At 64.2% G+C, this 25,335-nt stretch carries 20 protein-coding genes and 2 tRNA genes; 14 read left to right on the top strand and 8 right to left on the bottom strand.

Annotated features, from left to right (window positions below; genetic code table 11):
• Positions 1-9 precede the first annotated feature (9 nt).
• The 4 genes from ACP7AX_RS03060 to bcp form a co-directional block, all read right to left on the bottom strand.
• Positions 10-1,632, bottom strand: a complete 1,623-nt coding sequence (locus tag ACP7AX_RS03060) for an ABC transporter substrate-binding protein (RefSeq protein ID WP_426225629.1) — start codon at positions 1,630-1,632, stop codon at positions 10-12.
• A 224-nt stretch (positions 1,633-1,856) separates the two neighbouring features.
• On the bottom strand, positions 1,857-2,525 hold the full coding sequence (locus ACP7AX_RS03055) for a fasciclin domain-containing protein (RefSeq protein WP_131682562.1): 669 nt from the start codon (positions 2,523-2,525) through the stop codon (positions 1,857-1,859).
• 212 nt (positions 2,526-2,737) lie between these two features.
• Positions 2,738-2,819 (bottom strand) — tRNA-Leu (locus ACP7AX_RS03050).
• A 139-nt stretch (positions 2,820-2,958) separates the two neighbouring features.
• The gene (bcp, locus tag ACP7AX_RS03045) at positions 2,959-3,450 is read right to left on the bottom strand and encodes a thioredoxin-dependent thiol peroxidase (RefSeq protein WP_131682561.1); all 492 of its coding nucleotides are present in this window, start codon (positions 3,448-3,450) and stop codon (positions 2,959-2,961) included.
• A 96-nt stretch (positions 3,451-3,546) separates the two neighbouring features.
• Here bcp and ACP7AX_RS03040 point away from each other — a divergent pair, with 96 nt between their 5' ends.
• Positions 3,547-4,002 carry a MarR family transcriptional regulator gene (locus ACP7AX_RS03040; protein ID WP_131682974.1) on the top strand — a complete coding sequence of 152 codons (456 nt, stop codon included), beginning with the start codon at positions 3,547-3,549 and terminating at the stop codon, positions 4,000-4,002.
• Between the two features lie 148 nt (positions 4,003-4,150).
• Here the strand turns inward: ACP7AX_RS03040 and ACP7AX_RS03035 are convergent.
• From ACP7AX_RS03035 to ACP7AX_RS03025, 3 genes are all read right to left on the bottom strand, one after another.
• Positions 4,151-4,226, bottom strand: a tRNA-Lys gene (locus ACP7AX_RS03035).
• Positions 4,227-4,341: 115 nt separating this feature from the next.
• A complete protein-coding gene (locus tag ACP7AX_RS03030) occupies positions 4,342-5,415 on the bottom strand; it encodes a PQQ-dependent sugar dehydrogenase (protein ID WP_426225346.1) in 1,074 nt (357 codons plus the stop codon).
• A 55-nt stretch (positions 5,416-5,470) separates the two neighbouring features.
• Positions 5,471-6,691, bottom strand: a complete 1,221-nt coding sequence (locus ACP7AX_RS03025; RefSeq protein ID WP_131682559.1) for a hypothetical protein — start codon at positions 6,689-6,691, stop codon at positions 5,471-5,473.
• 273 nt (positions 6,692-6,964) lie between these two features.
• Between ACP7AX_RS03025 and ilvD the strand changes: the two genes are divergently transcribed.
• From ilvD to ACP7AX_RS02965, 12 genes are all read left to right on the top strand, one after another.
• Positions 6,965-8,686 (top strand): dihydroxy-acid dehydratase, encoded by a 1,722-nt coding sequence (ilvD, locus tag ACP7AX_RS03020; RefSeq protein ID WP_131682558.1) that lies wholly within the window; start codon positions 6,965-6,967, stop codon positions 8,684-8,686.
• Between the two features lie 308 nt (positions 8,687-8,994).
• Entirely contained in the window at positions 8,995-10,893 is a 1,899-nt protein-coding gene (locus ACP7AX_RS03015) for an acetolactate synthase large subunit (RefSeq protein WP_131682557.1), read from the top strand.
• A 2-nt stretch (positions 10,894-10,895) separates the two neighbouring features.
• A complete protein-coding gene (gene ilvN, locus ACP7AX_RS03010) occupies positions 10,896-11,408 on the top strand; it encodes an acetolactate synthase small subunit (protein ID WP_131682556.1) in 513 nt (170 codons plus the stop codon).
• A 78-nt stretch (positions 11,409-11,486) separates the two neighbouring features.
• Positions 11,487-12,512, top strand: coding sequence for a ketol-acid reductoisomerase (gene ilvC, locus ACP7AX_RS03005; RefSeq protein ID WP_131682555.1), 1,026 nt, complete (start codon positions 11,487-11,489; stop codon positions 12,510-12,512).
• Between the two features lie 138 nt (positions 12,513-12,650).
• The gene (serA, locus tag ACP7AX_RS03000; RefSeq protein WP_131682554.1) at positions 12,651-14,240 is read left to right on the top strand and encodes a phosphoglycerate dehydrogenase; all 1,590 of its coding nucleotides are present in this window, start codon (positions 12,651-12,653) and stop codon (positions 14,238-14,240) included.
• A gap of 203 nt (positions 14,241-14,443) precedes the next feature.
• Positions 14,444-17,239, top strand: coding sequence for an ABC transporter permease (locus tag ACP7AX_RS02995; protein WP_426225345.1), 2,796 nt, complete (start codon positions 14,444-14,446; stop codon positions 17,237-17,239).
• Positions 17,236-17,991, top strand: a complete 756-nt coding sequence (locus ACP7AX_RS02990; protein WP_131682552.1) for an ATP-binding cassette domain-containing protein — start codon at positions 17,236-17,238, stop codon at positions 17,989-17,991. Before ACP7AX_RS02995 ends, ACP7AX_RS02990 begins: the two co-directional genes overlap by 4 nt.
• Before the next feature lie 33 nt (positions 17,992-18,024).
• The gene (gene metG / locus ACP7AX_RS02985) at positions 18,025-19,584 is read left to right on the top strand and encodes a methionine--tRNA ligase (protein ID WP_426225344.1); all 1,560 of its coding nucleotides are present in this window, start codon (positions 18,025-18,027) and stop codon (positions 19,582-19,584) included.
• A gap of 265 nt (positions 19,585-19,849) precedes the next feature.
• Positions 19,850-20,689: a hypothetical protein gene (locus ACP7AX_RS02980; RefSeq protein ID WP_131682550.1), complete on the top strand. Its 840-nt coding sequence runs from the start codon at positions 19,850-19,852 to the stop codon at positions 20,687-20,689.
• A 32-nt stretch (positions 20,690-20,721) separates the two neighbouring features.
• A complete protein-coding gene (locus tag ACP7AX_RS02975) occupies positions 20,722-21,456 on the top strand; it encodes a class F sortase (protein ID WP_426225343.1) in 735 nt (244 codons plus the stop codon).
• A 99-nt stretch (positions 21,457-21,555) separates the two neighbouring features.
• Positions 21,556-22,608: a 3-isopropylmalate dehydrogenase gene (locus tag ACP7AX_RS02970; protein ID WP_131682549.1), complete on the top strand. Its 1,053-nt coding sequence runs from the start codon at positions 21,556-21,558 to the stop codon at positions 22,606-22,608.
• Positions 22,609-22,717: 109 nt separating this feature from the next.
• Positions 22,718-23,830 carry a branched-chain amino acid aminotransferase gene (locus ACP7AX_RS02965; RefSeq protein WP_131682548.1) on the top strand — a complete coding sequence of 371 codons (1,113 nt, stop codon included), beginning with the start codon at positions 22,718-22,720 and terminating at the stop codon, positions 23,828-23,830.
• Positions 23,831-23,839: 9 nt separating this feature from the next.
• Here ACP7AX_RS02965 and ACP7AX_RS02960 read toward each other — a convergent pair whose 3' ends face one another.
• The gene (locus tag ACP7AX_RS02960) at positions 23,840-24,442 is read right to left on the bottom strand and encodes a hypothetical protein (protein WP_131682547.1); all 603 of its coding nucleotides are present in this window, start codon (positions 24,440-24,442) and stop codon (positions 23,840-23,842) included.
• Positions 24,443-24,583: 141 nt separating this feature from the next.
• Here ACP7AX_RS02960 and ACP7AX_RS02955 point away from each other — a divergent pair, with 141 nt between their 5' ends.
• Positions 24,584-25,327, top strand: coding sequence for an MBL fold metallo-hydrolase (locus ACP7AX_RS02955; RefSeq protein WP_131682972.1), 744 nt, complete (start codon positions 24,584-24,586; stop codon positions 25,325-25,327).
• The last annotated feature ends 8 nt before the right edge of the window (positions 25,328-25,335 follow it).

Raw genomic sequence — 25,335 nt, 5'->3', positions numbered from 1 at the left:
CCGGGGCCGTCAAGACTTTAGCTGGACCTTTGTGAAAACTTCATTCAGGACCGGGGATGCAGGGTAGTTGCTGACCCGGTCCGAGAGTGCCAGGGCTGAGATCGGGAAGGCAATGGGAACGGCCGGGACTGTCACCGCGATCTGGGCATTGATGCTGTGATACAGCTCATCACGCTCATCTCCCGCCGGGAGGCCACGGGCACGGTTGATCTTGGAAAACACCTGCGGGTCCTGGTAACCGAACTCGCCGTTCTTTTCGCCGAACAGCGGCCCCACGAAGTTGTCGGCGTCGGCATAGGCGCCGTTCCAGCCCAGCAGGTGCAGTGCGTGGTCCCCGGGTGACTGGACCTTCTGGAGGTAGCCGTCGGACCAGTCCACCGGGACCGGTTTGATGTTCAGCCCGACGGCGGTCAGCTGGCGGCTGAGCTCCGCATAGATCTTCTCCGGTGTGGGCAGGTACGGGCGGGTGGCGTTGAGCGGATAGTAAAACCTGAGTTCCTCGCCTTTGTAGCCGCCCTGGGCCAGGTAGGTTTTGGCCTTTTCCGGGTCGTGGCCCAGAGCGGGTGCCTCGTTGTTGAAGCCACTGATCTTGGGCGGGACGAACTGCGACGCCTTGGCCGTGTTGTCGATAAAGAACTTGCGGATCAGGGTGTCTTTGTCGATCGCCAGCTCTATCGCCTGCCGGACCTTCTCGTTCTGCAGGACAGGAACATCCTGGTTGATGCCTAGGTACATCACGGAAAAAGGATCACGCTGGACAATCTGCATTCCGCGCTTGACCAGCTGATCGAAGTTGCCCACGGTGACGGCGTCGTAACCGTCGATCTTGCCGTCCAGCAGCGCCTGAAGGCGCGTCTGGGGGTGATCGTAGGTCACGAAGTTGATGGTGGAAATCTGTCCGCGGTCGCCCCAGTAACCCGGGTGCGTGACCAACTGGACGCTTGCCCCGTCCCACGCGGCAAGGCTGAACGGGCCGGTTCCCACCGGGTTGGTGGCGAAACGGGAGACGGTGTTGCCGCTCCGGCTCTGGTCCAGGACGTCGGCTGTACCTGCGCTGAGGGCCGCGGGGGACGCGATGGCAAATGCCGGCAGGGTGAGCGCCTGCAGGAATGCGGTAAAGCGCTGAGTCAGATCAATCCGGACAGTGTCAGCGGACACGGCGGTACAGCTCTTGAAGATGGAAAGGGCGGCCTCGTCCGAGTGCGCTTTGAAGACGCCTTTGAAGGAACTGCCAGGCGCCTGCCTCCGCAGGTCCGCTGAAAAGGCGAACCAGCGGTTGAAGTTGGCGCATACGGCGTCGGCGTTAAAGGCAGTGCCGTCCTGGAAGGTGACGCCGCTGCGCAGTTTGAAGGTATAGGCACGGCCTTCGTCGGATTCGTTCCATTCCGTGGCCAGCAACGGGGTGGGTTTGCCGGTGGTCTGGTCCACGCCCACCAGGCCTTCGAGGATCTGCCTGGTGATCCGGTAGCTTTCCACATCGCTCGAGAGCGCCGGATCAAGGCCCAGGGGCTGGGATGCCGTGCCGAAGGTAAATGTCTGTGTAGGCTCCGTGCCGGGAGCCGTCGTCGTAGGCGTCGATGGTGTGGGAGACGGCGACGGGCTGCCCGTGCAGGAGGTCAGGCCCAGGGCCATAAAAACAGCGCCGGTCTTGATAACCGTCCGCCGCGATGTACTGCTGGGCACTCGTGTATCACCTCTGGGCTGTCCGGCCGGCACCGCCGACTGCGGGCCAAAGGACACAGTCTAGTTGACCCAACCCGGTGCTTCCTGAACATTCCGGAACCCCGCTCGCCTTACAGGCCAAAGGCCCGTTCCGGGTGGAACGGGCCTTTGGCCGTGCGGTGCCTTGCTGGGGACTACTTGGGCATCAGCACCGAGTCGATCAGGTAGACGGTGGCGTTGGCCGTCTGGACGCCGCCGCAGACCACGCTGGCGCCGTCAACCATGAGTGCGTCGCCGCTGCCGGTGACCGTTACGGAACCGCCCTGGACTGTGGCGTGGGTGCCGGCGATCTTGTCGGGAGTGATCTGGCCGGGGACAACGTGGTAGGTCAGGATCTTGCTGAGGAGGGCATCGTCCGTCTTGAGCGTTTCGATGGTTGCCGCATCGATCTTCGCGAAGGCGTCGTCCACCGGGGCGAAGACTGTGAACTCGCTGCCGTTGAGCGTATCCACCAGGTCAACCTTGGGGTTCAGCTTTCCGGAAACGGCGGCCGTCAGGGTGGTGAGGATCGGGTTGTTGGATGCTGCGACTGCTACCGGGTCCAGTGCCATGCCGGCTACCGAGCCTGCACCGGTGGGAACCTGCTCGGCGTAGCCAGCACAGCCGGGGCCCACCAGGTTGGCGGCCGGGTCCATCGCTGCGGCAGTCGCAGACGGTGACTGAGCCATGCTGGACGCTGACGGGGCGGCGGACGGAGCTGCTGAGCTGGCGGTGGTGGAGGCTCCACCGCAGGCCGTGAGGCTGAGCAAGGCTGCAGCTGCAACGCCTGCGACGGTGAAGGTTGTGCGCTTGAATGACTGCATTGAATTTCTCCTTGTTTGTGCCGGTTTATTGCCTGCTGCAGACGAATTGCCTGCTGTGGCTCTTTGCGACTGTTGGGCACCTGCCCTTGGCTGGTGTCTCAATGGGTATTCGGCTGTTACCCGGAAGCGGATGGGTAAACGAAAGGAGATTTCTTTTCCCAAACAAAAAGAGACCCAGGCCGGCAGGCCTGGATCTCTTTACTTTGCAATTGTGCGCAAGGGGGGACTTGAACCCCCACGCCCGAAGGCACAGGAACCTAAATCCTGCGTGTCTGCCAATTCCACCACTCGCGCCTGGCAGTTGCGGCCGCTGTATCTCAGGACTTCCCGGTAACCCGGTCAGGGCTCTGAAACGCACGACGGCGGATGCCAGCTTCCATTGTAGCCTCGGCTGCCAGGGGTTCGGCGTCAGCCCGTTCCCTTGCCGGTTCCGTCAGCCGTCCAGTTTGAGATCCCGCCGCAGTTTGGCCACATGGCCGGTGGCCCTGACATTGTATTGAGCCAGCACCACTCTTCCACTGGCGTCCACAACGATGGTTGAACGGATAAGCCCCTGATAGGTCTTACCGTAATTTTTCTTTTCGCCCCAAGCGCCGTAGGCCTCCGCCACCGCGTGGTCCTCATCCGAGAGAACCGGAAAAGTCAGTGCCTCATTCTCAGCAAACGTGGCAAGCTTCCGGACGGGGTCGGGGGAGACGCCCAGCACCCGGTAGCCGGCGGAGGTGAAGGACGCCAGGCTGTCGCGGAAGTCGCACGCCTGTTTGGTGCAGCCGGGCGTTGAGGCAGCCGGGTAGAAGTAGACGATGGTGTTGCCGTTGCCGTTGCCGCTGCTGCCGTTTCCGGACGCCAGGCTGATGTCCTGGCCGGAAGAATCCTTGAGGGTGAAACCGGGAGCGATGTCACCTGTTAATAGTCTGTCAGCCACTGTTGATCTCCTCGTTGCAGGCGTGACACAACAGTTTAGTAAGGCGCAGGAACAGGCGCGAACCGGCTCTTGGTTATACTTGCTGGTATGCCTGACATGGATCACTGGCCCACTGGGCGCCTCTTGTCCACTGCGGCACGCCTCGTTGAACATTCCTGGAACGAAAAACTGAGCGCCATAGGATTGACGCACGCCGGCGTGATCGCCATCGAAGTACTCTCTGCGCAAGGCTCCATGACTCAGGCCCAATTGGCCCAGTATGTGCGCGTCCAGGCGCAGACCATGGGAAAAACCCTGAGCAGGTTGGAGTCCCACGGCCATATCGTGCGGGTCCGCAGTACCTCAGACCGCCGAAGCCAGGTGGTGTCCCTGACTGACAGTGGCCGTGAAGCCGCCGTCGCAGCGGTAGAGATGGAGCGGTCTGTGCTTGCGGCCGCTTCCATTGACCCGGAACTGCTGCGGCAGGAGCTTCAGGCGGTTGTCCGGGAGCTGGCCAGCCAGTTTTCCTCGTCCGCGGCCCGTGCCCTGGTGGACCGCGCACCACTCGGCTAGTGAACCTGACCCACTGGGACGCCGCGTCCAGCCGGGACGGCCGTTGCAGTTTTCTGCGGAGGCCGTGCCGGCTTTTTCGTGCAGTGTTTTGATGAACAACAAAACAGCCCCTGGCAGCGTTTCCGCTTGCCAGAGGCTGTTTTTCCCTTGGTGCACCCCCCGGGACTTGAACCCGGAACCCATTGATTAAGAGTCAATTGCTCTGCCAATTGAGCTAGAGGTGCATCTCTTTGTGGTGATCTCCCGGGCTTTTTCTTTCCCCGTTGATCTCCGCAACGACATGAAACTCTACACGAACTTTCGGTCCATGTGAAATCGACCTGCCAGTCGACTGCCGGGTCAATCGCCAGGTGCCAGAACCAGCACAAAATCGGGGTTCTGGTTGTTGGTGAGCACCCAGAAACCACCGTCAGGCGTCCGGACAACGTCCCTGATCCGGCCGTATTCGCGTGTGAAATAGGCCACAGGGGCACTGGCATCTTCGCCCGCCAGGCTGACGGTCCACAGGCGTTGGCCGCGCAGGGCGCCCAGGTAAGCGGTTGACCCAACTATTTCCAGCCCGCTGGGCGAAGAGTCCGCCGTCGAAGGCCACACCACCTTGGCGTCCTTGAAGCCGTCCCGGTGCGGCGCTCCCGTGACGGCGGGCCACCCGTAGTTGGCTCCCGGTTCGATGAGGTTGAGTTCGTCGTTGACGTCCGGGCCGAATTCGCTGGCCCAGAGCCTGCCTTGGCCATCCCAGGCCAGTCCTTGGACGTTTCTGTGGCCCAGGCTGTAGACGGCGTTGCCGAACGGGTTGCCGGGTGCGGGTTCCCCATCAGGAGTCAGCCGCAGGATTTTCCCGCCGAGGGCGTTGGGGTCCTGTGGCTGTTCCCGCCGCTGTGAGTCGCCCGTCCCCACGTACAGGAAACCGTCGGGGCCGAACCGGATCCGGCCGCCGTTATGCGTGGATGCTTTGGGGATACCGGTGAAAATCACGTCCGGGTCGCCGAAGGCCAACGAGCCATCAGGCCGCTCCGTCAACTCCACGCGGGCAATGCGGTTGTCCTGCGGGGACGTGAAATACAGGTAGAGATAGCGGTCGGCAGCGAACCCGGGGGACAGGGCCAGTCCCATCAGGCCTCCCTCGCCCGCGGGTGCTACGCCGGCTACCTTGCCAACCGTCGTCGCCCGGCCGTCCCGGACTGCCTTCAGCAGCGCGGTATCACGCTCGGAGATGATGGCCGTCCCGTTGGGCAGGAAGACCGTTGCCCAGGGGATCTGAAGCTCCAGATCAAGCCGTCCTGTCACTGACAGGGGTCCGGCAGATGCCGTTCCGGCTTCTGTGCTGCTGCCGGTCGGGGTGTCATCACTCTCACCTGTGCACCCTGACAGCAACAGGGCCACGCTCAGGGCAATGCTGAACGTCCGGCGCAACGTCCTCCCCGGCGAAGCTGCCGCCGGTGAAACTGTGAAAGGAAAGCGGGAAGCTTTAGAGGCGCATACGGCGGGGCGCGCGGAACCCTGCTGCCTCCGCATGCGCAGGGGACTCAAACCAGACGTCGGCTCTGATCTGCTCATAGTCAGCATGCCCCTCTTCGTAGTAGACCATCGCCCCGGCATCGCCCTTGACGTCGAAGTCCGCGGGCCCGATGCCGTCCGGGCCAGGTGATGCCGAGCCTTCGCCGTAGGGCTGGTCCGCTGCCAAATGGCCCGCCGGTTCTGCTGCGGCTTCGTGGTCCGCGGCTGTCACCGGTGGCTCGGCCGCGTGACTTGCGGCCGTTTCCACGGCGGCGGATGACCTGGTGCTGTCAGAGGTTTCCGTTTCAGGGGCGCTGTCCGGAAGCCGCGTCGCGGCAGGGGCATCAGGAGTCCCGGTAGCGGAACGGTGCCCGCCGGGAGCCACACGGGTCCCGGGTCCGGCTGGTTCTGCCTGCCCGGCTTCATCGGCAGCCTCGGCAGCGGCCGTTTCAGCTCCGGGCAGCGTCGGCGAGTGAGCTTCTGTGTATTCGGGGTGGTGGACATAGGAGGCTCCGGCCGCTGGAGGGGCCTCGGAGAGGGGAGCGCCGGCGCCTGGTGTTTCGCGGGCTGCCGGCCGGTGCGTGGCTGCGTGGGCGGAGCCGTCAGCCTCCGACCACTGGGTCTCCCACTCGTCCTGGCCGGCCGCCTCAGACACGGCGCCCTTCTCGGACGCGGCGCCCTTCTCGGACGCAGGGTCCTCCTCCGGCGCAGTGGACGCATGGCTCGCACCGGTGACGGTACCCGGGACATCAGTCATAGCGCTGGCACCATGTGTAGTTGCCGGGCCGGTTCCTGCATCCAGCTCAGGCTCAACGCTCCGCGGTTCCAGGCGGTGTACCGGTTCAACGGCCACCGGCTGTGCGCGTTCGCTGTGCCCGTCATCGCCTGCTGGTTCGTCAACGGCCTCCGGGCTCGCTGCAGGCGTCTCGTGGCCAGCGGTGCGGCCCGGCTCCCGCGTCTCGTCCGCCGTCGTGGGGGCTTCCGGTTCGGCTGGAGTGCCAAAACCTGCCGCGCCGGGAATCCCGGCCGTTCCTGCCGCAGCCGCTGATGCCGCCGCGCTGCCGCCCGAGAGCCCGCCTTCTGCCCGGGGTGGCACCGCACCGCCGGCCTTCGAGGACTTGTTGCGGTTCAGGAGCCACCACACAAGGCCGGCCAGGAGCACGATGACGATAATCCAGAAGACAAAATCCATAGCGGGACCCTTCAGTACGAATGGCGGGGTTGCCGTTCCCCTGACGGTACGTCGGCGCCATTGCGGCTGTCTAGGTTCTGGCCGGTGCGCCGCCAAAGGGGCCCTCAGCCGCCTGCCGGTACGTCTTTTCAGGCTTAAACGGCCGGTAGGCCACGCGCGGTGTCTCAACATTTGAGACGCTCGTCCAGCATTTGATCGAAATATGCGGCATTTTCTGCTTAACAGGGCCGTGACGGTCCTTGGGCCCTCCTTCGGAGCCATAGACTTTCACCCATGAGTGAGGACACCCAGATCGCAACCGAGAACAAGATCGACATCAAACCCCGAAGCCGGGTTGTCACCGACGGAATCCATGCAGCCCCCGCGCGCGGCATGTTCCGGGCGGTCGGAATGGGGGACGACGACTTCGCCAAACCCCAGGTCGGCGTTGCGAGTTCATGGAATGAAATCACTCCCTGCAACCTTTCCCTGAACCGGCTGGCCCAAGGCGCCAAAGAGGGCGTCCACGCCGGCGGCGGGTTTCCCATGCAGTTCGGCACCATCTCTGTCTCCGACGGAATCTCCATGGGCCATGAGGGCATGCACTTCTCCCTGGTATCCCGCGAAGTCATCGCCGACTCCGTGGAAACCGTGATGCAGGCCGAGCGGATTGACGGCTCGGTCCTGCTGGCCGGCTGCGACAAATCCCTCCCCGGCATGCTGATGGCAGCCGCCCGCCTGGATCTGGCGAGCGTCTTCCTTTATGCGGGCTCCATCATGCCCGGCTGGGTCAAGCTCGAGGACGGCTCCGAAAAGGAAGTCACCCTCATTGACGCCTTCGAGGCCGTCGGCGCCTGCGCTGCGGGCAAAATGAGCCTCGGGGACCTGGAACGCATCGAAAAGGCCATTTGTCCGGGCGAAGGCGCCTGTGGCGGCATGTACACGGCCAACACCATGGCCTGCATCGGCGAAGCGCTGGGCATGTCCCTGCCGGGCTCCGCCGCTCCGCCCTCGGCAGACCGCCGTCGTGATGAGTTCGCCCGCAAGTCAGGCGAAGCCGTGGTGAACCTGCTGCGCCTCGGCATCACCGCCCGCGACATTATGACCAAGAAGGCCTTCGAGAACGCCATTGCCGTCACCATGGCCTTCGGTGGCTCCACCAACGCCGTGCTGCACCTGCTGGCCATCGCCCGCGAAGCCGAAGTGGAGCTCACCCTCGAGGACTTCAACCGCATCGGCGACAAAATTCCGCACCTGGGCGACCTGAAGCCCTTCGGCCGCTACGTCATGACCGACGTCGACAAGATCGGCGGCGTGCCGGTCATCATGCGTGCACTGCTCGACGCCGGCCTGCTGCACGGCGACTGCCTCACCGTCACCGGCAAAACCGTCGCCGAAAACCTTGAGGCGATCAACCCGCCTGACCTCGACGGCAAGATCCTCCGTGCACTGGACAACCCGATCCACAAAACCGGCGGCATCACCATCCTCCACGGCACCATGGCCCCGGAAGGCGCCGTCGTCAAGAGCGCCGGCTTCGATGCCGACGTCTTCGAAGGAACTGCCCGCGTGTTCGAGCGCGAGCAGGGCGCCCTGGACGCCCTGGACAACGGAGCCATCAAGGCCGGTGACGTTGTGGTCATCCGCTACGAAGGTCCCAAGGGCGGACCTGGCATGCGTGAAATGCTCGCCATCACCGGTGCCATCAAGGGAGCCGGGCTGGGCAAGGACGTCCTGCTCCTGACCGACGGCCGTTTCTCCGGCGGCACCACGGGCCTGTGCATCGGCCACGTTGCCCCGGAAGCTGTGGACGGCGGCCCCATCGCCTTCGTCCAGGACGGCGACCGGATCCGCGTGGACATCGCAGCCCGCAGCTTCGACCTGCTGGTGGACGAGGCCGAGCTCGAGTCCCGGAAGATCGGCTGGGAGCCACTGCCTGCCAAGTTCACCAAGGGCGTTCTCGCCAAGTACGCCAAGCTGGTGCACAGCGCCTCCACCGGCGCATACTGCGGGTAGCACCGCAACGATTGACGGCCGGGCGCGGAAAGCCGCGCCCGGCCCGTGGACAATGACGTCCACATGGTGAGATCACGTATCGCTTCGTTGACACGCTTTCCACCAGAGGGAAAACTGAACGCATGATTGCATTCGTTACAAGCTGCGCCGCTGCAGAAGCAGTAGTCGTCCTTACCAAGCGCGTGGCTCCATAGCCTCCACTGGTAACGAACAGTCACGCGCAACCCCTCGAAAAGCCGCCAGGCTGAGGGGTTTTTTTATTTCCGCAGTTTCGACAGAACCACAGATGATCCACAAGGAAGAGTCCGATGAGCAAAGGATCGCCAATCAGCCCCTCGCTGATGGCTACAAAGTCCGCTGGAGCCCCCAAGGCTCCGGACCGTACCGACCGAACGGCTGACGCCGTCGTCGAACTTGCCGCGCTCTCTCCTGTCCTTGGACCGAACAACGTTGTACCCCCGACGGTGATGACCGGTTCAGAAGCTATTGTCCGCTCGCTCGAAGAACTCGGCGTCGACGATATTTTTGGTTTGCCCGGTGGCGCGATCCTGCCTACCTATGACCCCTTGATGGCCTCCAACATGAACCACGTATTGGTCCGTCACGAACAGGGAGCCGGCCACGCCGCGCAAGGCTATGCCATGGTTACCGGACGGGTGGGCGTCTGCATCGCCACCTCCGGCCCAGGTGCCACCAACCTCGTCACCGCCATCATGGATGCCCACATGGATTCCGTTCCGCTGGTGGCCATCACCGGCCAGGTCTCCAGTGGAGTGATCGGCACCGACGCCTTTCAGGAAGCCGACATCGTGGGCATCACCATGCCCATCACCAAGCATTCGTTCCTGGTGACCAACCCCAATGACATCCCGCATGTCATGGCGGAGGCCTTCCACCTGGCTTCCACCGGACGTCCCGGCCCCGTGCTGGTGGACGTGGCGAAGGACGCCCAGCAGGGGCAGATGACCTTCTCCTGGCCACCGAAGATCGACCTTCCCGGCTACCGCCCGGTCACCCGTGGACACAACAAGCAGGTCCGTGAGGCAGCCAAACTGATCGCGGCGGCCAGCAAGCCGGTCCTGTACGTGGGCGGCGGCGTGGTCAAAGCCCATGCCTCCGTGGAACTGCGGGAACTCGCGGAACTCACCGGCGCGCCCGTGGTCACCACCCTGATGGCACGCGGCGTGTTCCCGGACTCCCACCCGCAGCACGTGGGTATGCCGGGCATGCACGGAACCGTTTCGGCGGTTACGGCGCTGCAGCAGTCGGACCTCCTGATCACCCTCGGAGCCCGCTTCGATGACCGCGTGACCGGCATCCTGAAATCCTTCGCACCGAACGCCAAGGTGATCCACGCGGACATTGATCCCGCCGAAATCTCCAAGAACCGGACAGCGGACGTGCCGATCGTCGGATCGGTCAAGGAAATCATTCCCGAGCTCACCGAAGCCGTCCGCCAGCAGTTCGAGGCAGCCGGCACGCCGGACCTCACCACGTGGTGGGCCTTCCTGAACAACCTGAAGGAAACCTACCCGCTGGGCTGGACCGAGCCGGATGACGGACTGACGGCGCCGCAGCGCGTTATCGAACGCATCGGTGCCCTGACCGGGCCGGAAGGCATCTACGTTGCCGGTGTGGGCCAGCACCAGATGTGGGCCGCCCAGTTCATCAAGTACGAGCGCCCGCACGCCTGGCTCAACTCGGGCGGTGCCGGCACCATGGGCTACGCGGTTCCCGCGGCCATGGGTGCCAAGGTGGGGGAGCCGGACCGCGTGGTCTGGGCCATTGACGGCGACGGCTGCTTCCAGATGACCAACCAGGAACTGGCCACCTGCGCCATCAACAAGATTCCCATCAAGGTTGCCATCATCAACAACTCCTCGCTGGGAATGGTCCGGCAGTGGCAGACCCTCTTCTACGAGGGCCGCTACTCCAACACGGACCTCAACACCGGCCATGAAACAGTCCGGATCCCTGACTTCGTCAAGCTTGGCGAGGCCTACGGCTGTGCTTCGTTCCGGTGTGAGCGTGACGAGGACATTGACGCCACCATCCAGAAAGCCCTCGAAATCAACGACCGCCCTGTGGTCATCGATTTTGTGGTGAGCCCCGACTCCATGGTGTGGCCGATGGTGCCCGCCGGCGTCAGCAATGACCAGATCCAGGTTGCCCGTAACATGACCCCGGAATGGGAAGAGGAGGACTGATCATGAGCCGCCACACACTGTCCGTTCTGGTCGAAGACAAGCCCGGCGTACTGACCCGCGTTGCGAGCCTGTTCGCCCGCCGTGCCTTTAACATCAACTCCCTGGCCGTCGGCCCGACGGAAGTTCCGGGAATGTCCCGGATGACCGTCGTCGTCGACGCCGACGGTGACCTCATTGAACAGGTCACCAAGCAGCTCAACAAACTGGTCAACGTGATCAAGATCGTTGAGCTGACCCCCGAATCTTCCGTACAGCGAGACCACATCCTGGTCAAGGTACGTGCGGATGCCGCAACACGTCTGCAGGTGACCCAGGCTGCAGACCTGTTCCGCGCTTCAGTGGTTGACGTCTCCACAGACTCAGTAGTCATTGAGGCAACAGGCCACCCCGAAAAGCTCACCGCTCTGCTCTCAGTGCTTGAGCCATTCGGCATCCGCGAAATTGTGCAGTCCGGCACCCTGGCCGTTGGACGGGGATCCCGCTCCATGAGTGACAGGGCTTTGCGCAGCGCCTAGCGCAGCACACAGCCCGTGCAGTACCGCAACACAACAGACTGTTAGACCCGAGAATCCACTCAAAAGGAGACACCCAAAGTGACTGAAATGTTCTACGACGACGACGCCGACCTGTCGATCATCCAGGGCCGCACCGTTGCCGTCATCGGTTACGGATCCCAGGGCCACGCCCACGCCCTGAGCCTGCGCGACTCCGGCGTCGACGTCCGCGTCGGCCTCAAGGAAGGCTCCAAGTCCCGTGCCAAGGCAGAAGCCGAGGGCCTGCGCGTCCTCAATGTCGCCGAAGCCGTTGCCGAGGCCGACCTCATCATGGTCCTCACCCCGGACCAGGTCCAGCGCCACGTTTACGCCGACGACATTGCCCCCAACCTGCAGGCCGGCGACGCCCTGTTCTTCGGCCACGGCTTCAACATCCGCTACGGCTACATCCAGCCGCCGGCAGACGTGGACGTAGCCCTCGTAGCCCCCAAGGGCCCGGGCCACATTGTCCGCCGCGAATTCGAAGCCGGCCGCGGCGTCCCCGACCTTATCGCCGTGGAGCAGAACGCTTCCGGCAAGGCCCGGGAACTGGCATTGTCCTACGCCAAGGCCATTGGCGGCACCCGTGCAGGCGTCATCGAAACCACCTTCACCGAAGAGACTGAAACCGACCTCTTCGGCGAGCAGGCTGTCCTCTGCGGCGGCGCTTCGCAGCTGATCCAGTACGGCTTCGAAACCCTCACCGAGGCCGGCTACAAGCCGGAGGTTGCCTACTTCGAGGTCCTGCACGAGCTCAAGCTCATCGTTGACCTCATGGTGGAAGGCGGCATCGCCAAGCAGCGCTGGAGTGTCTCGGACACCGCCGAATACGGCGACTACGTCTCCGGCCCGCGCGTCATCACCCCCGAGGTGAAGGAAAACATGAAGGCTGTCCTGAAGGACATCCAGGACGGCACCTTCGCAAAGCGCTTCATCGACGACCAGGACGCCGGCGGACCCGAGTTCGCCGCACTGCGCAAGAAGGGTGAAGACCACCCGATCGAGGCCACCGGCCGCGAACTGCGCAAGCTGTTCTCCTGGATCAAGACCAGCGACGACTACACCGAAGGCTCCGTAGCCCGCTAGGACAACCGCCGGGCGGACCTCAGGGAAGCCCTGCATATAACGACAGAGAGGCCGGGTTCACACTTAACAATGTGAGCCCGGCCTTTCCGTCGGCCTAGACTTGTTCCATCCCAAGGACTGCAACGCAGAGGATCAGCCGTGTCAAAACCCGTAGTACTGCTCGCCGAAGAACTTTCGCCCGCCACCATTGAGGCCCTGGGCCCGGACTTCGAGATCCGCCAGACCGACGGCGCCGACCGGTCCCAGCTGCTCGCCGCCATCGCGGACGTGGACGCCATCCTGGTCCGCTCTGCCACCCAGGTGGATGCCGAAGCCATTGCCGCAGCCAAGAACCTCAAGGTCATCGCCCGTGCCGGCGTTGGCCTGGACAACGTTGACATCAAGGCCGCCACCCAGGCCGGCGTTATGGTGGTCAACGCCCCGACGTCGAACATCATCTCGGCGGCGGAACTGACCGTTGGCCACATCCTCAGCCTTGCCCGCCACATTCCGCAGGCAAGCTCAGCGCTCAAGGACGGCGAGTGGAAGCGCTCCAAGTACACGGGCATCGAATTGTTCGAGAAGAAGATCGGCATCATCGGCCTCGGCAGGATCGGCGCCCTGGTTGCCGCCCGGCTTAAGGGTTTCGACACCAAGATCCTCGCCTACGATCCCTACATCACGTCAGCCCGCGCAGCGCAGCTCGGCGTGCAGCTGGTGACGTTGGACGAGCTCCTCGCCCAGTCGGACTTCATCACCATCCACATGCCCAAGACCCCCGAAACCGTTGGCATGCTCGGCGCTGACGCCTTCAAGAAGATGAAGAGCTCCGCGTACGTCATCAATGTGGCCCGTGGCGGCCTGGTGGACGAAGAAGCACTCTTTACAGCCCTCCAGGACCGCGAGATCGCAGGTGCCGGCGTTGACGTCTTCTCCAAAGAGCCCAGCACGGACCTGCCGTTCTTCAAGCTGGACAACGTGGTGGTCACCCCGCACCTCGGCGCGTCCACCGATGAGGCCCAGGAAAAGGCCGGCGTCTCAGTCGCCAAATCCGTGCGCCTGGCACTGGCCGGCGAACTCGTTCCGGATGCAGTGAACGTGGCCGGCGGCGTGATCGCCCCCGACGTCCGCCCCGGCATTCCGCTGATCGAAAAGCTGGGACGCATCTTCACCGCGCTGACCCACGCTTCCCTGACCCAGTTCGACGTCGAGGTGGCCGGGGAAATCTCGTCCCTTGACGTCAAGGTGCTCGAGCTCGCAGCACTGAAGGGGATCTTCGCTGACGTCGTGACCGAACAGGTCTCCTACGTCAACGCCCCGGTCATCGCCGAGCAGCGCGGCATCAACGTCCGCCTGATCACCACCCCGGACACGGAGTCCTACCGCAACCTCCTCACCCTGCGCGGAGCCCTCAGCGACGGCACGCAGATTTCCGTCGCCGGCACCCTGACAGGACCCAAGCAGGTCCAGAAGCTGGTGGGAATCAATGGCTTCGAGCTCGAAATCCCCATCAGCGAACACCTCGTTGTTGTTTCCTACGCCGACAGGCCGGGTGTGATCGGAACCATCGGTCACATCCTCGGCATGAACAACATCAACATTGCCGGCATGCAGGTGGCGCGCCAGGACGAGGGCGGCCAGGTGCTCGCCCTGCTCACCATCGACAGCTCCGTTCCCCAGCAGGTACTGGATGCCATCAAGGCAGGCATCGGCGCCGAGATGGTCCGCGAAGTGGACCTCGAGGACTAAGAAACGCCGGGCGGCACGCCCCGCTTGGGCGCGTCCGCATCGAGCCACGTATGATTGGCCGGTCTGCTTAAAGTGGTTGGGTCCCGGTCCGGGCCCAGCCGGCAGGCCGGCCATCACCTTTCGCACACTAACCGGCTAATCGCCGCTGCCCGTCTCGGGGCAGACTCATGTGTGCGCACGCAATCCAGGTTTCAGGGAGCTCAATGAACGCCGTCCAGAGGTTCATCAGAAGCAAAGTGCTGCTGCTGACCGCGGCCATCTTGATCGCAGCCATGTGCTTGTCGGTCCTCGTCCAAGGCCAGTCTCAGGCCGCACTTAACAGGACGGTGGATGAGAACTCGCGGGGGCTCTACGACGTCCTCGTGCAGGCCACGGCAGGCTCCGGCGCGCTGATGCAGCCGGAGATCGCGAACGGCGGGGGCGGGATCAGCTTTGACCAGCTCGAAGCCATCCGGAAGCTCACCGGAACCTCGGTTGCAGCCCCGATCAGCCTTGTTTCACGCGTGACCCAGAACCTGGAAGCCCCACGGCTCGACGCCATGGACTACCTCGGCTACAACTCCGGCCTGGCCGGTACCGCCACCACCGATCAGGCTGCCGGGGCCACCGAGCCCGCGAAATGGCCCGCAGCTGAGTCCGTACTGACCGACGCCGCCAAGAAGTACCGGCTGACCGCCAGCGCCGTGAGCACGGACGGCGTCTCCGAGCAGACCCTGTTCAAGTCCAGCGCCGAGGGCACCCTCGGCAAGGCCCGCCTCGTCGAAGAGCAGTCCGTTGGCGGCACCAGCATCCGGATCGCCGCTCCCGCGGGCGAGACAGGCATCAAGTTCCCCGCGCCTGCCGGCGGTTCCGAACACAACCTCTTCAACCTCTCGGTCTCCCTGCCGCTCTCGCCCGAAGTGACGGAGTCAGTGGTCGCCGTCGACCCCGTCTCCGAACGGGCGCTGCTTGGTGCGGCAGGGGACTTCCTCGCACCGCTTGAGAAGGCCCCGCCCGCCGACGCCCGCAACGCCGGTGCTATCGGCCGGCACTTCGAAAGCCTTTTCACCAACGGCATCAGCATGGACGAGCTTGAGGAAGGCCCCGACTTCCTCGGCGTCAAGCTGAAGTACTGGGCACCGCTGATGACCCAGTATCAGCAGGCGAAGCGCAACGGTCAGCTCACGGCCGACTCACAGGCGATTCCCCTGATTGTCCGGTCCGGCACTTCACTGGACCTCAAGTACAACGTCAAGATCGAGGAGATCGACGCCGCCGGGAAGGTGGTGAAGGAAGTCGGCACGGCATCGCGCTCCCTGGGCAACGACTACCTGCCCTTCGTGTCCAAGGATCCCTTCGCTCTGTCCTGGCCCGGCTCCACCGATCATTCCGGCCTCCTCGGCAGCGCCGGCAACTTCAACCAGGGCCTTTACACTCCGGCCACCTGGAGCACGGACTTTGCCGCGGCGCCGCAGTACACCGACGGCGACGCCGCAGCGAACGGGGCAGTCGAAAAGACCGCCGTTCCGGGTGACTGGGTCACGGTCAACCGCCTGCCGGAAAAGGGCGCCAACGGCGCACCGGTGGACCAGACCCAGCGCGAACCCGTGGACGAACGTTCTTACCGGGAAGACCTGGAAACCGGTGAGAAGCTCGCGGCACCGCTGGCCATGGTTTACGGAACCTTCGATCCCTCCGCCGTCGGGCAGGCCGCAGGAGACGTCAACCGGCTCCCGCTGGGTGGTTACGACCCCACACCGCTGACCCTTACCAAGGACGCCGAGGGCAAGGCGGTCACCAGCACTGAACTGAAGCCTTCCCTCAGTGCCACCGGTCTGGCGAGCCAGTCAGCCGGCGCCATCACGGATTACTACGGCCTCGCCGCAGCACGTGGCTATGAGGACAACGCCGCAGTGATCGATGCCGTCCGTGTCCGGGCCAAGGCGCCCGGCAGCTGGAAGGAAGCCCAGCCTGACGTGGAAGAGCTTGCCGGCGAGATCCGTGAAATGGGTCTCGAGGCCACTGTGGTGGCCGGTTCGGCACGCGAGGACGCAAGCATCTTTGTCCCCGGCTACTCCAAGGACGGTGCCGGCAAGGAATCCGCGCTGGGTACTGTCCAGCAGTCATGGGTGAGGCAGAACGCTGCCGACGCCGTCTCCGGTTCCTTGACCGGCACCAATGTCACGCTGCTGTTCCTGACACTCTGCGGCGCGGCCCTCCTCACCGGAGCATCCACGGTCAGCTACATCCGCAAGCGTAAACGCGAGGCGGGCACGCTGCGGGCCATGGGCTGGACCCAGCGGAAAATCCGGAACTGGGTACTTGAGGAATTCGGTGTTGGCGCGGCCCTGCTGGCAGTCGCCGGCATCGTCCTGAGCGTTGTGAGCTGGAGCCTGGTCACCGCCATCGTTTCCGCTTCCGTGCTGGTCCTCTACGCTGCGGCGGCGTTCTTCGCCGCCCAGCAGCTGCGCCACAGGGACGTGGTGGACCAGGAACCACAGCATGACGAACGGCTGATCCCGGTCGACTCACCGTTGACCTTCGCCAACCGGCAGCTCAGCACCAACAAATTCAACAGCCTGGCCCTGGCCGTGGCCGTGGGCGTGTTCGGTGCAGCGGTCGGTGGCCTCGTGGCACTCCTGATCGACATCCCGCGGGCAGCGGGCGCGAGTGCGCTCAGCGGCCTGGCCGCGGCCAGCATCGCCCTGCCCAGCATGCTGCTGGCCCTGGCCGGGGTACTGGTGGGGCTGATCCTGACGCTGGTCACCGGCCGGTTTGAGCTGAACGCCAAACGCCAGTACCTGGGCATCCTCGAAGCCATGGGCTGGAACCCGGATATGCTCCGTCAGGTCCGTTTGTTCGAAAACGCGCTCGTGGGCACGGTTGCCCTGCCGCTGGGCGTCCTCGGGGCGTTGGGCATCGGGCTGCTCCTTGCCCCCTATGCCGCGCTGTGGGCCGGAGTCGCCGGCCTGGTGGCTGTACTTTGCTGGATACCGATTGCAACGAAAGTGGTCCAATGACAAACGAGACGAATGTTCACCGGAGCCGGAGGTCCGGCTCGGTTGAGGTGCCGCTGCAGACCCGCGCCAACACCATCGTCAAATCAGCGGACCACGGCACGCCGCTGGAGCTGAGCGACATCACCATCCGCTACGGCGGCGGCAAAGGCGGAGCCGAGGCGGTCAGCGTTGTCGAGGGTTTCGACCTGACCCTGCACGCCGGCGAGATGCACTGTGTGGCGGGCCGAAGCGGCTCCGGCAAGACCAGCATCCTGACCGTCGGCGCGGGTCTGACGCTGCCGACATCGGGCCGCGTCTTTTGGGAGGGTGACTCCCTCGAAAGCATGGGCGACGACGAAATCGCCGACCGCCGTCGGGCACTGATCGGATACGTGGACCAGGGCGGTGCCCTGATCGACGGCATGAGCGCGCTGGAGAACGTCCTGCTGCCGGCCGTCCCGGACGGTGAAGTTGACCAGCGCCGCGATATGGCCAAGGACCTCCTGGACCTGGTTGGACTGGGCCGCCGCATGCGGCACCGGCCGGCCCAGCTCTCCGGCGGTGAGCGCCAGCGCGTCGCGATCGCCCGTGCCCTGATCCTGGGTACGCGCGTCCTCGTGGTGGATGAGCCCACCGCCAGCCTTGACCGGGCCTCCGCCAACCGCATCATCAGCATTCTCAAGGACACCACCTCAGACGGAATCGCAGTGCTGGTCGCTTCACATGACCACGAACTGGTCCGCCTGAGCGATACGCTGACTGAACTGATCTAGCCTGTCCCTCCGCACCAAAGGTACCGTCCGCACGTGAGCGCTCCAGAGAAAACCCCGTTCTACATCACCACGGCCATCACCTACCCCAACGGGGTGCCGCACATCGGGCACGCCTACGAGTACATAGCCGCCGACGCCATGGCGCGCTTCAAACGGCTCGACGGCTTCGACGTGATGTTCCTGACGGGCACGGACGAGCACGGCATGAAGATCGCCCAGGCGGCCGAAAAAGAAGGCATCACGCCCAAGGAACTCGTGGACCGCAATGCGGAGGTCTACAAGGGTGCCCACGCCGCGCTCGGCATTACCTACAGCAGGTTCATCCGGACCACGGACGCTGACCACTACGCGGCGTCGCAGGCCATCTGGAAAAAGATGGAAGCCAACGGGGATATCTACCTGTCCAAATATGAGGGCTGGTACTCCGTCCGGGATGAAGCTTTCTACGTCGAGGACGACACCGTGGTCAAGGACGACGGCGTGCGCTATTCGAAGGAAACGGACACCGAGGTCACCTGGACCGCCGAGGAGAGTTACTTCTTCCGGCTGTCCTCCTACCAGGACCGGCTCCTGGCGCTCTACGAAGCCCAGCCTGAATTCGGTGCCCCGCAGTACCGCTTCAACGAGGTCATCAGCTTCGTCAAGCGCGGCCTTGAGGATCTGTCCATCAGCCGCACCACCTTCGACTGGGGCGTTCCGGTTCCCGGCAACGACAAACACGTCATGTACGTGTGGGTGGACGCGCTGACCAATTACCTGACAGGTGTTGGCTACCCGAACGTGGAATCCGGCCAGTTCAAAAAGTACTGGCCCGCCGACGTCCACATCATCGGCAAGGACATCTCGCGCTTCCACGCCATCTACTGGCCCGCGTTTTTGATGAGTGCCGGAATCGAGCTGCCCAAGCGGGTCATGATTCACGGTTTCCTTAACAACAACGGCGTGAAGATGTCCAAGTCCCTGGGCAATGTGGTGGCTCCGGCCGATTTCGTGGAGCAGTACGGCCTTGACCAGGTGCGGTTCTTCTTCCTTCGCGAGGTCCCTTTCGGCGCGGACGGCAGCTACAACCACGAGGCAATCGTGGGGCGCATGAACTCAGACCTGGCCAATAACTTCGGGAACCTGGCGCAGCGATCGCTGTCCATGGTGGCGAAAAACTGCGGCGGCGTGGTCCCGGTACCGGGCACTTTCACCGCTGAGGACACCGCCATCCTGGCGCAGGCGGGCGGGTTGCTGGAGACTGCCAGGGCTGCCTTCGGGAAGCAGGAATTCAGCCGCGCCCTCGAGGCGATCTGGGGCGTCCTGGGGGACACCAACGCCTACTTTGCCGAGCAGGCCCCCTGGGTCCTGCGGAAGACCGACGTCGAACGCATGAACACGGTGCTGTACGTGACCCTCGAGGTGCTGCGGATAGTCTCGATCCTGGCGCAGCCGGTGATGCCCACCGCAACTGCTGCCCTGCTGGATACGCTCGGCCAGCCCGACGGCGGGGCACGCCAGTTCTCGGCGCTCACGACGCCGATCGTTCCGGGGACCGCCCTGCCGGCACCTGCCCCCGTGTTCCCCAAGTACGAGGAACCGGCCGAAGCTTAGGTAGTTCTTACGGGAGTGCTTGTTTGGTACGCGGAGTGAGTACGGTCCGGTGAGGGCCAGTACGGATTGCTCCGGAATGCGGGTAGCGGGTACTCGGGACACAGGTGCTGCCCCTGCATAGCCTTATGGGGTTAGCAAACTGATGATTCGCATCTGGGAGAACCGTCGCTCCGATGCTGTCTGTTTGCCATTTTCGCCCTTGCGTCGGGGCGCCGTTTTTCCACATGTCTGATCAGTTTGGTTCAGACACTGAATGGAGACGGAAATGAAACGGATCCTTGCCGTACTAGGGGCGACAAGCCTGGCCCTGCTGGGTACCTCAGCCGCAGCAAACGCATCCCCAACGGAATCCCCGGGCGGTGGTGGCGAAATGGTCACCATCTGCCATGCCACGGGCTCATCAACCAACCCTTACGTTCAGATCACCATGAACGTCAACGGCCTCCACGGCCACGGTAACGCCAACCACCAGCTCTCGGAAGACATTATCCCGAGGAACTCCGTCCTGAAGGATGGCAGCAACCTGGACAAGGTGGACTGGTGGAACGCCGGCTGCGTGAAGCCCGGTGGAGCGGTCAAACCTCCCGGCGGGGGCGGCCACGGGAACGATGACCACGAAAAAATCACCATCTGCCACGCCACCGGGTCCGAGAAGAACCCCTACGTGGTGGTAACCATTGACCTGCACGGGCTCAATGGCCACGCCAATGCCAACCACCAGCACACCGAGGACATCATCCCGCCGAACAAGGGTGACGTGAAGCCTGAGGGACAGAACTGGACGGATCATGGCAAGGCTATCTACAACAACGACTGCAAGGCAGCCGATGTGCCCGAGGTAGTCCCGCCAGTTGTGCCGCCCGGTGAGACACCTGGTGGAGCTGTGACACCGCCAGGAGTTACACCGGTGGTGCCCGGTGCGGTGACGCCGGCTCCGGGCGGGGCAGTTGCGGGACCCGGAGCTGTGGTTGCCAACAACCCGGGCTTCAACGTCCAGACTGCAGTCACTGACCCGGGAGCTGGTGTTCCTCCGTGGTTCGGTGGACTGGCAGCCATGCTGCTGGCCGGCATGGTCATTGCAGTACGGAGGGCGCGTACCGAGTAACAGGAGTCAGCTCAAACGCCTGGAGAACGCAGTTGACTGACGAACAGCCAGTTACTGGGCGAACCGATGCGCAGGAGCCGTGCCCGAAGGGTGCATGGTCCCTGCGCATTGGCCATGCCCGCAAAGCCCTGGCCGCCGTGCTCGTGTGCGGTGTCCTGGCATTTCTTGCCTTCACGATCCTGCCCATGGCCGGTGACGCGGGACAGCACAACGCTCCGCTGGAGGATCCCCGGCCTGCCGCCTCAGCCTTGGCGCTGGCAACTGTGCAGGCGGCGCCTGCAACGCCTGCCGCCGGAACACCGCAGGTTCCCGTATTTTCGGGTCCACCTGCGGCCCCGCCGGAGCGTCTCATTTATCCCGCAGCAGAAATTGACGTTCCGATACTGCCGCTCGAGCCGGCCACCTCCGGCGTGGTTGACCAGACCATCGTCCCGCCTGCCACGATGGATGGATACTGGCTGACGCCGTACGGTATGCCTGGTGCCGATTCCCGGAACACCACCTACGTGGTGGGTCACAGTTGGCAGGATTACGAGGCGCCCTTCAACCGGCTCAGCACCCAGGCCGTCGCCGGCGACCTCCTCACGGTGGTCACATCCGCCGGTGCAGTCCAATACCGGGTTGACTCCGTCACCACGTACGAGAAGTCCAGCCTCAAAGACAGTCCGATCTGGGAAATCACGCCGGGCCGGCTGGTGCTGATCTCCTGCTACACGGATGACCTGTGGGGCACCAATGTTGTGGTGGCCGCATCGCCAGCCGCTTGAACCAGCCCCGCTCGCATGAACCAGCCTCGCGGCGGCGCCCTATGTTCGAATTGTGAGACGACTTGACCAGTATGTGGATGGCTTGGCTACGCTGGAACCATGAGCGCATCGACGATAAATCTCGCTGTCATTCCCGGTGACGGCATCGGCCCGGAAGTCATAGCCGAGGCACTGAAGGTCCTTGAAAAGGCTGTGGCAGCCGAAGGCGTTGTGCTCGAGCAGACGCACTACAAGCTCGGCGCCGAGCACTGGCTGGCCACCGGCGAGACACTTCCGGACGGGATCCTCGCCGACCTGCGGACCAGGGATGCCATCCTCTTCGGCGCGGTGGGTGCCGCCCCTGGCGATACGCGGATCCCTTCGGGCGTCATCGAGCGGGAGATGCTCCTTAAACTCCGCTTCAGCCTTGACCATTACGTGAACCTGCGGCCCTCGAAGCTGTACGGCACAGTGGGCAGCCCGCTGGCCAACCCGGGAAAAATCGATTTCATCGTGGTCCGTGAAGGTACCGAGGGGCCCTACGTTGGCAACGGCGGAAGCCTCCGTGCGGGCACGCCCCACGAAGTGGCCACCGAGGTCTCGCTCAACACGGCACACGGCGTGGAGCGGGTGGTACGCGATGCGTTCCGCCGCGCCAGCGCCCGCGACCGCAAGCACGTGACACTGGTGCACAAGCACAATGTGCTGGTTTATGCAGGCCACCTGTGGAAGCGAACAGTCGAGGCCGTGGCGCAGGAATTCCCGGAGGTCACCCACGACTACCTGCACGTTGATGCGGCGACCATCTTCATGGTCACCGACCCGGCACGCTTCGACGTCATCGTCACAGACAACCTTTTCGGTGACATCCTCACTGACCTGGCCGCAGCGATTACCGGCGGCATAGGCCTGGCAGCCTCCGGCAACATCAACATGGACCGCACGGCGCCGTCCATGTTCGAGCCGGTCCATGGGTCCGCTCCGGACATTGCCGGACAGCAGAAAGCAGACCCCACCGCGGCTATCCTTTCCGCCGCACTCCTGCTGGATCACCTCGGTTACACCGAAGCCGCCCGGAAGATCGAGGCGGCGGTGATCGCCGACGTCGAAGCCCGCGACGGCGGTGCCCGCTCCACCAGTGCTGTTGGGGATGCCATCGCCGCCGCACTGTAGCCCGGCCGGCAGGGGCTGCCAACGGGCGTAAGCTTGTTTCGAATCACCAAATGCTGCCCTGCTGTTCAACGCTGAACGGCCTCTGAGGGCAGCCGATCGTGGAGGAACCATGACTCAGACTGCCCATGGCGTCGAATTCAACCAGCAGCTCTCGGCAACCCCGAAGTCAGCTGAAGAGCGTGCAGCAATCCTGGCCAACCCGGGGTTCGGCAATTACTTCACCGACCACACCGCGGTGGTGGACTACAGCGTCGACGAACATGGCGACGGCGGCTGGCACAACCCCCGCATTGAAGCCTACGGGCCCATCTCCCTGGACCCGTCGGCGGCGGTGCTGCACTACGGCCAGGAGATCTTCGAAGGGCTCAAGGCATACCGGCACGCAGATGGCTCCATCTGGACGTTCCGCCCCGAGGCCAATGCCGCGCGGCTCAACAAGTCTGCCCGCCGGCTCGCCCTGCCGGAGCTTCCCGTTGAATACTTCCTCGGTGCCATCCGTGAACTCGTTTCAGTGGACAGGGAATGGGTCCCTTCCGGTGACGGCGAGGCCCTCTACCTGCGCCCGTTCATGATCGCCACGGAGGCGTTTTTGGGTGTCCGTGCTGCGCGGGAAGTGTCCTTCCGCGTCATCGCATCTCCGGCCGGCAACTATTTCGGTGGGGAACTGAAGCCTGTATCCATCTGGATCTCCCGCGAGTACGCCCGCGCCGGGCGCGGCGGCACCGGGGCGGCCAAGTGCGGCGGCAATTATGCTGCCTCCCTCATCGCCCAGCAGGAAGCCGAAGCCAACGGTTGCAAGCAGGTGCTGTTCCTGGACCAGTTCAATGACGACGCCGTCGAGGAACTCGGCGGTATGAACGTCTTCTTCGTCATGAAGGACGGATCGCTGGTGACCCCAGCACTGACCGGCACCATCCTTGAAGGCGTCACACGCTCCTCCGTGATGCAGGTGGCCAAGGACATGGGCCGCGCGGTCACCGAGCGCAAGATCACCTTGGATGAGTGGCGTGACGGAGTGGCCTCAGGCGAGATCACGGAGGTCTTCGCGTGCGGTACGGCCGCCGTCATCACCCCCATCGGCGTGCTAAAGGATGCCACCGAGTTCATCGGCAGCGAAGACGCCAAGGCGGGGGAGACCACCATGGCCATCCGCCAGCAGCTGCTGGGTATCCAGACCGGCACCGTCCCGGACATCCACGGCTGGCTGACCCGCCTGGCCTAAGCAGCAGGATCAGCGGCGGGCGGCCTTTCGGGCGGCGTTCTTGAGTGCCTTGCGGGAGACCGGCTTCAGGGCCTTGCGGGCTGCTTCATCAGCCAGTGCACGGTTGCGGCGGGCATCGATGACGTCGTTCCAGAGTGCCGTCGCGAACGCCCCGCCGTCCTGCGCGTAGACGTCGTAGGGGTAGCCGGCAAAGACAGCAGGCGTGGTGGTGCCGCTGGGCAGATCCTTCCCCGCAGCCTTCGCGACGGCGTCGCCCACGGCCCAGGTGCGGGTCAGGTGGTGGGTGAGGTTGTCCTGGACGAAGATGTTCGCGTCGCTGGAGGCCGCCGCGCGTTCCAGGAGTGCGGCCAGGTCGTCAGCCAGCAACGCGGTGGCCCACTCTTCCGCAGGAGCTGAACCGGAACGGAAATCCTCGGCGACACCCTCCACCGTTTCGCTCCAGTCAGTGGTCTCGCGGAACTTCTTCCACGTGGGGAACCAGACGATGCTGCCCGTTGCGTGGTTGTGGATGTGCTGGAGTCCGCTGTTCTTCTCCGTCGCAGCATGGTCATGGCCTGCGGCGTCGGCGCCTGCCAGGAGTTCGGCCAGGGAAATCTTGGGTGTGGTGCTCATGGGTGTCTGGACGCTCTCTGTAGACGGTGGGTTCAGGAGCCATAACCCGGATTGGTGTCCCGGTTATTCCGCTCCCGGTGCGAAGATGGTGCGGTGAACTCCACCTTGAGCAGCGGTACACAGCCCGGCAGCGCCCTGGCAATGTCCCTCCTGGCCCCCAATCCCGGGCCCATGAGCCTTGAAGGGACGAATTCGTACCTGATTTCAGCGGCCGGATCCACTGGTTCGGTGGTGGTGGATCCCGGCCCGGCCGACGAGGGCCACCTCCAGGCTTTGGCCAGCCGGGGTCCGGTGGAACTCATCCTGGTGACGCACCGGCACGCCGACCATACGGCGGGCTCGCTCCGGCTCCGTGAACTGACCGGCGCTCCCGTCCGCGCCTTGGATCCCCGGCACTGCCACGGCGGTCAGCCCCTGCAGGACGGCGAAACGATCCTGGCCGCCGGGGTGGCGATCGAGGTGGTTGCCACGCCCGGACACACCTCGGATTCAGTGTGTTTCTGCCTCCCCGAAGACGGTAAAGACGGTTCGGTGCTGACCGGCGACACGATTCTTGGCCGCGGCACCACCGTGCTGGACTACCCTGACGGCACCCTGGGGGACTACCTCACGTCATTGGACCGGCTCGAAGCCATCGGGGAGGCCACAGTTTTGCCGGCCCACGGCCCCATGCTTCCTTCGCTGGCGGCCGTCGCGCGCGCCTACCGCCAGCACCGCCTGGAACGGCTGGACCAGATCCGCGCTGCCCTGGACCGCCTTGGCGCGGACGCCGAGGTGCCCGCCGTCGCGGACATCGTGTATGCCGACGTCGAACCCCACCTGAGGCGGGCCGTGGAAATGTCCGTGGCAGCGCAGCTTCACTACCTGCGCAGCTCAAGACTGTAGGGTTAGAA

This window comes from Pseudarthrobacter sp. DSP2-3-2b1, from assembly GCF_049895945.1.
Taxonomy (GTDB): domain Bacteria; phylum Actinomycetota; class Actinomycetes; order Actinomycetales; family Micrococcaceae; genus Arthrobacter.
The sequence above is the reverse complement of the archived record's forward strand: the minus strand, read 5'-3'. Positions and strand labels throughout refer to the sequence as shown.

Bases quoted from the DNA above. Each gene is read 5' to 3' on its own strand.
- ACP7AX_RS03060 (WP_426225629.1), bottom strand. From the start codon at position 1,632: ATGGCCCTGGGCCTGACCTCCTGCACGGGCAGCCCGTCGCCGTCTCCC.
- ACP7AX_RS03055 (WP_131682562.1), bottom strand. From the start codon at position 2,525: ATGCAGTCATTCAAGCGCACAACCTTCACCGTCGCAGGCGTTGCAGCT.
- ACP7AX_RS03040 (WP_131682974.1), top strand. From the start codon at position 3,547: ATGGATCACTGGCCCACTGGGCGCCTCTTGTCCACTGCGGCACGCCTC.
- ACP7AX_RS03025 (WP_131682559.1), bottom strand. From the start codon at position 6,691: ATGGATTTTGTCTTCTGGATTATCGTCATCGTGCTCCTGGCCGGCCTT.
- ilvD (WP_131682558.1), top strand. From the start codon at position 6,965: ATGAGTGAGGACACCCAGATCGCAACCGAGAACAAGATCGACATCAAA.
- ACP7AX_RS03015 (WP_131682557.1), top strand. From the start codon at position 8,995: ATGAGCAAAGGATCGCCAATCAGCCCCTCGCTGATGGCTACAAAGTCC.
- ilvN (WP_131682556.1), top strand. From the start codon at position 10,896: ATGAGCCGCCACACACTGTCCGTTCTGGTCGAAGACAAGCCCGGCGTA.
- ACP7AX_RS02995 (WP_426225345.1), top strand. From the start codon at position 14,444: ATGAACGCCGTCCAGAGGTTCATCAGAAGCAAAGTGCTGCTGCTGACC.
- ACP7AX_RS02990 (WP_131682552.1), top strand. From the start codon at position 17,236: ATGACAAACGAGACGAATGTTCACCGGAGCCGGAGGTCCGGCTCGGTT.
- ACP7AX_RS02980 (WP_131682550.1), top strand. From the start codon at position 19,850: ATGAAACGGATCCTTGCCGTACTAGGGGCGACAAGCCTGGCCCTGCTG.
- ACP7AX_RS02970 (WP_131682549.1), top strand. From the start codon at position 21,556: ATGAGCGCATCGACGATAAATCTCGCTGTCATTCCCGGTGACGGCATC.
- ACP7AX_RS02965 (WP_131682548.1), top strand. From the start codon at position 22,718: ATGACTCAGACTGCCCATGGCGTCGAATTCAACCAGCAGCTCTCGGCA.
- ACP7AX_RS02960 (WP_131682547.1), bottom strand. From the start codon at position 24,442: ATGAGCACCACACCCAAGATTTCCCTGGCCGAACTCCTGGCAGGCGCC.
- ACP7AX_RS02955 (WP_131682972.1), top strand. From the start codon at position 24,584: ATGTCCCTCCTGGCCCCCAATCCCGGGCCCATGAGCCTTGAAGGGACG.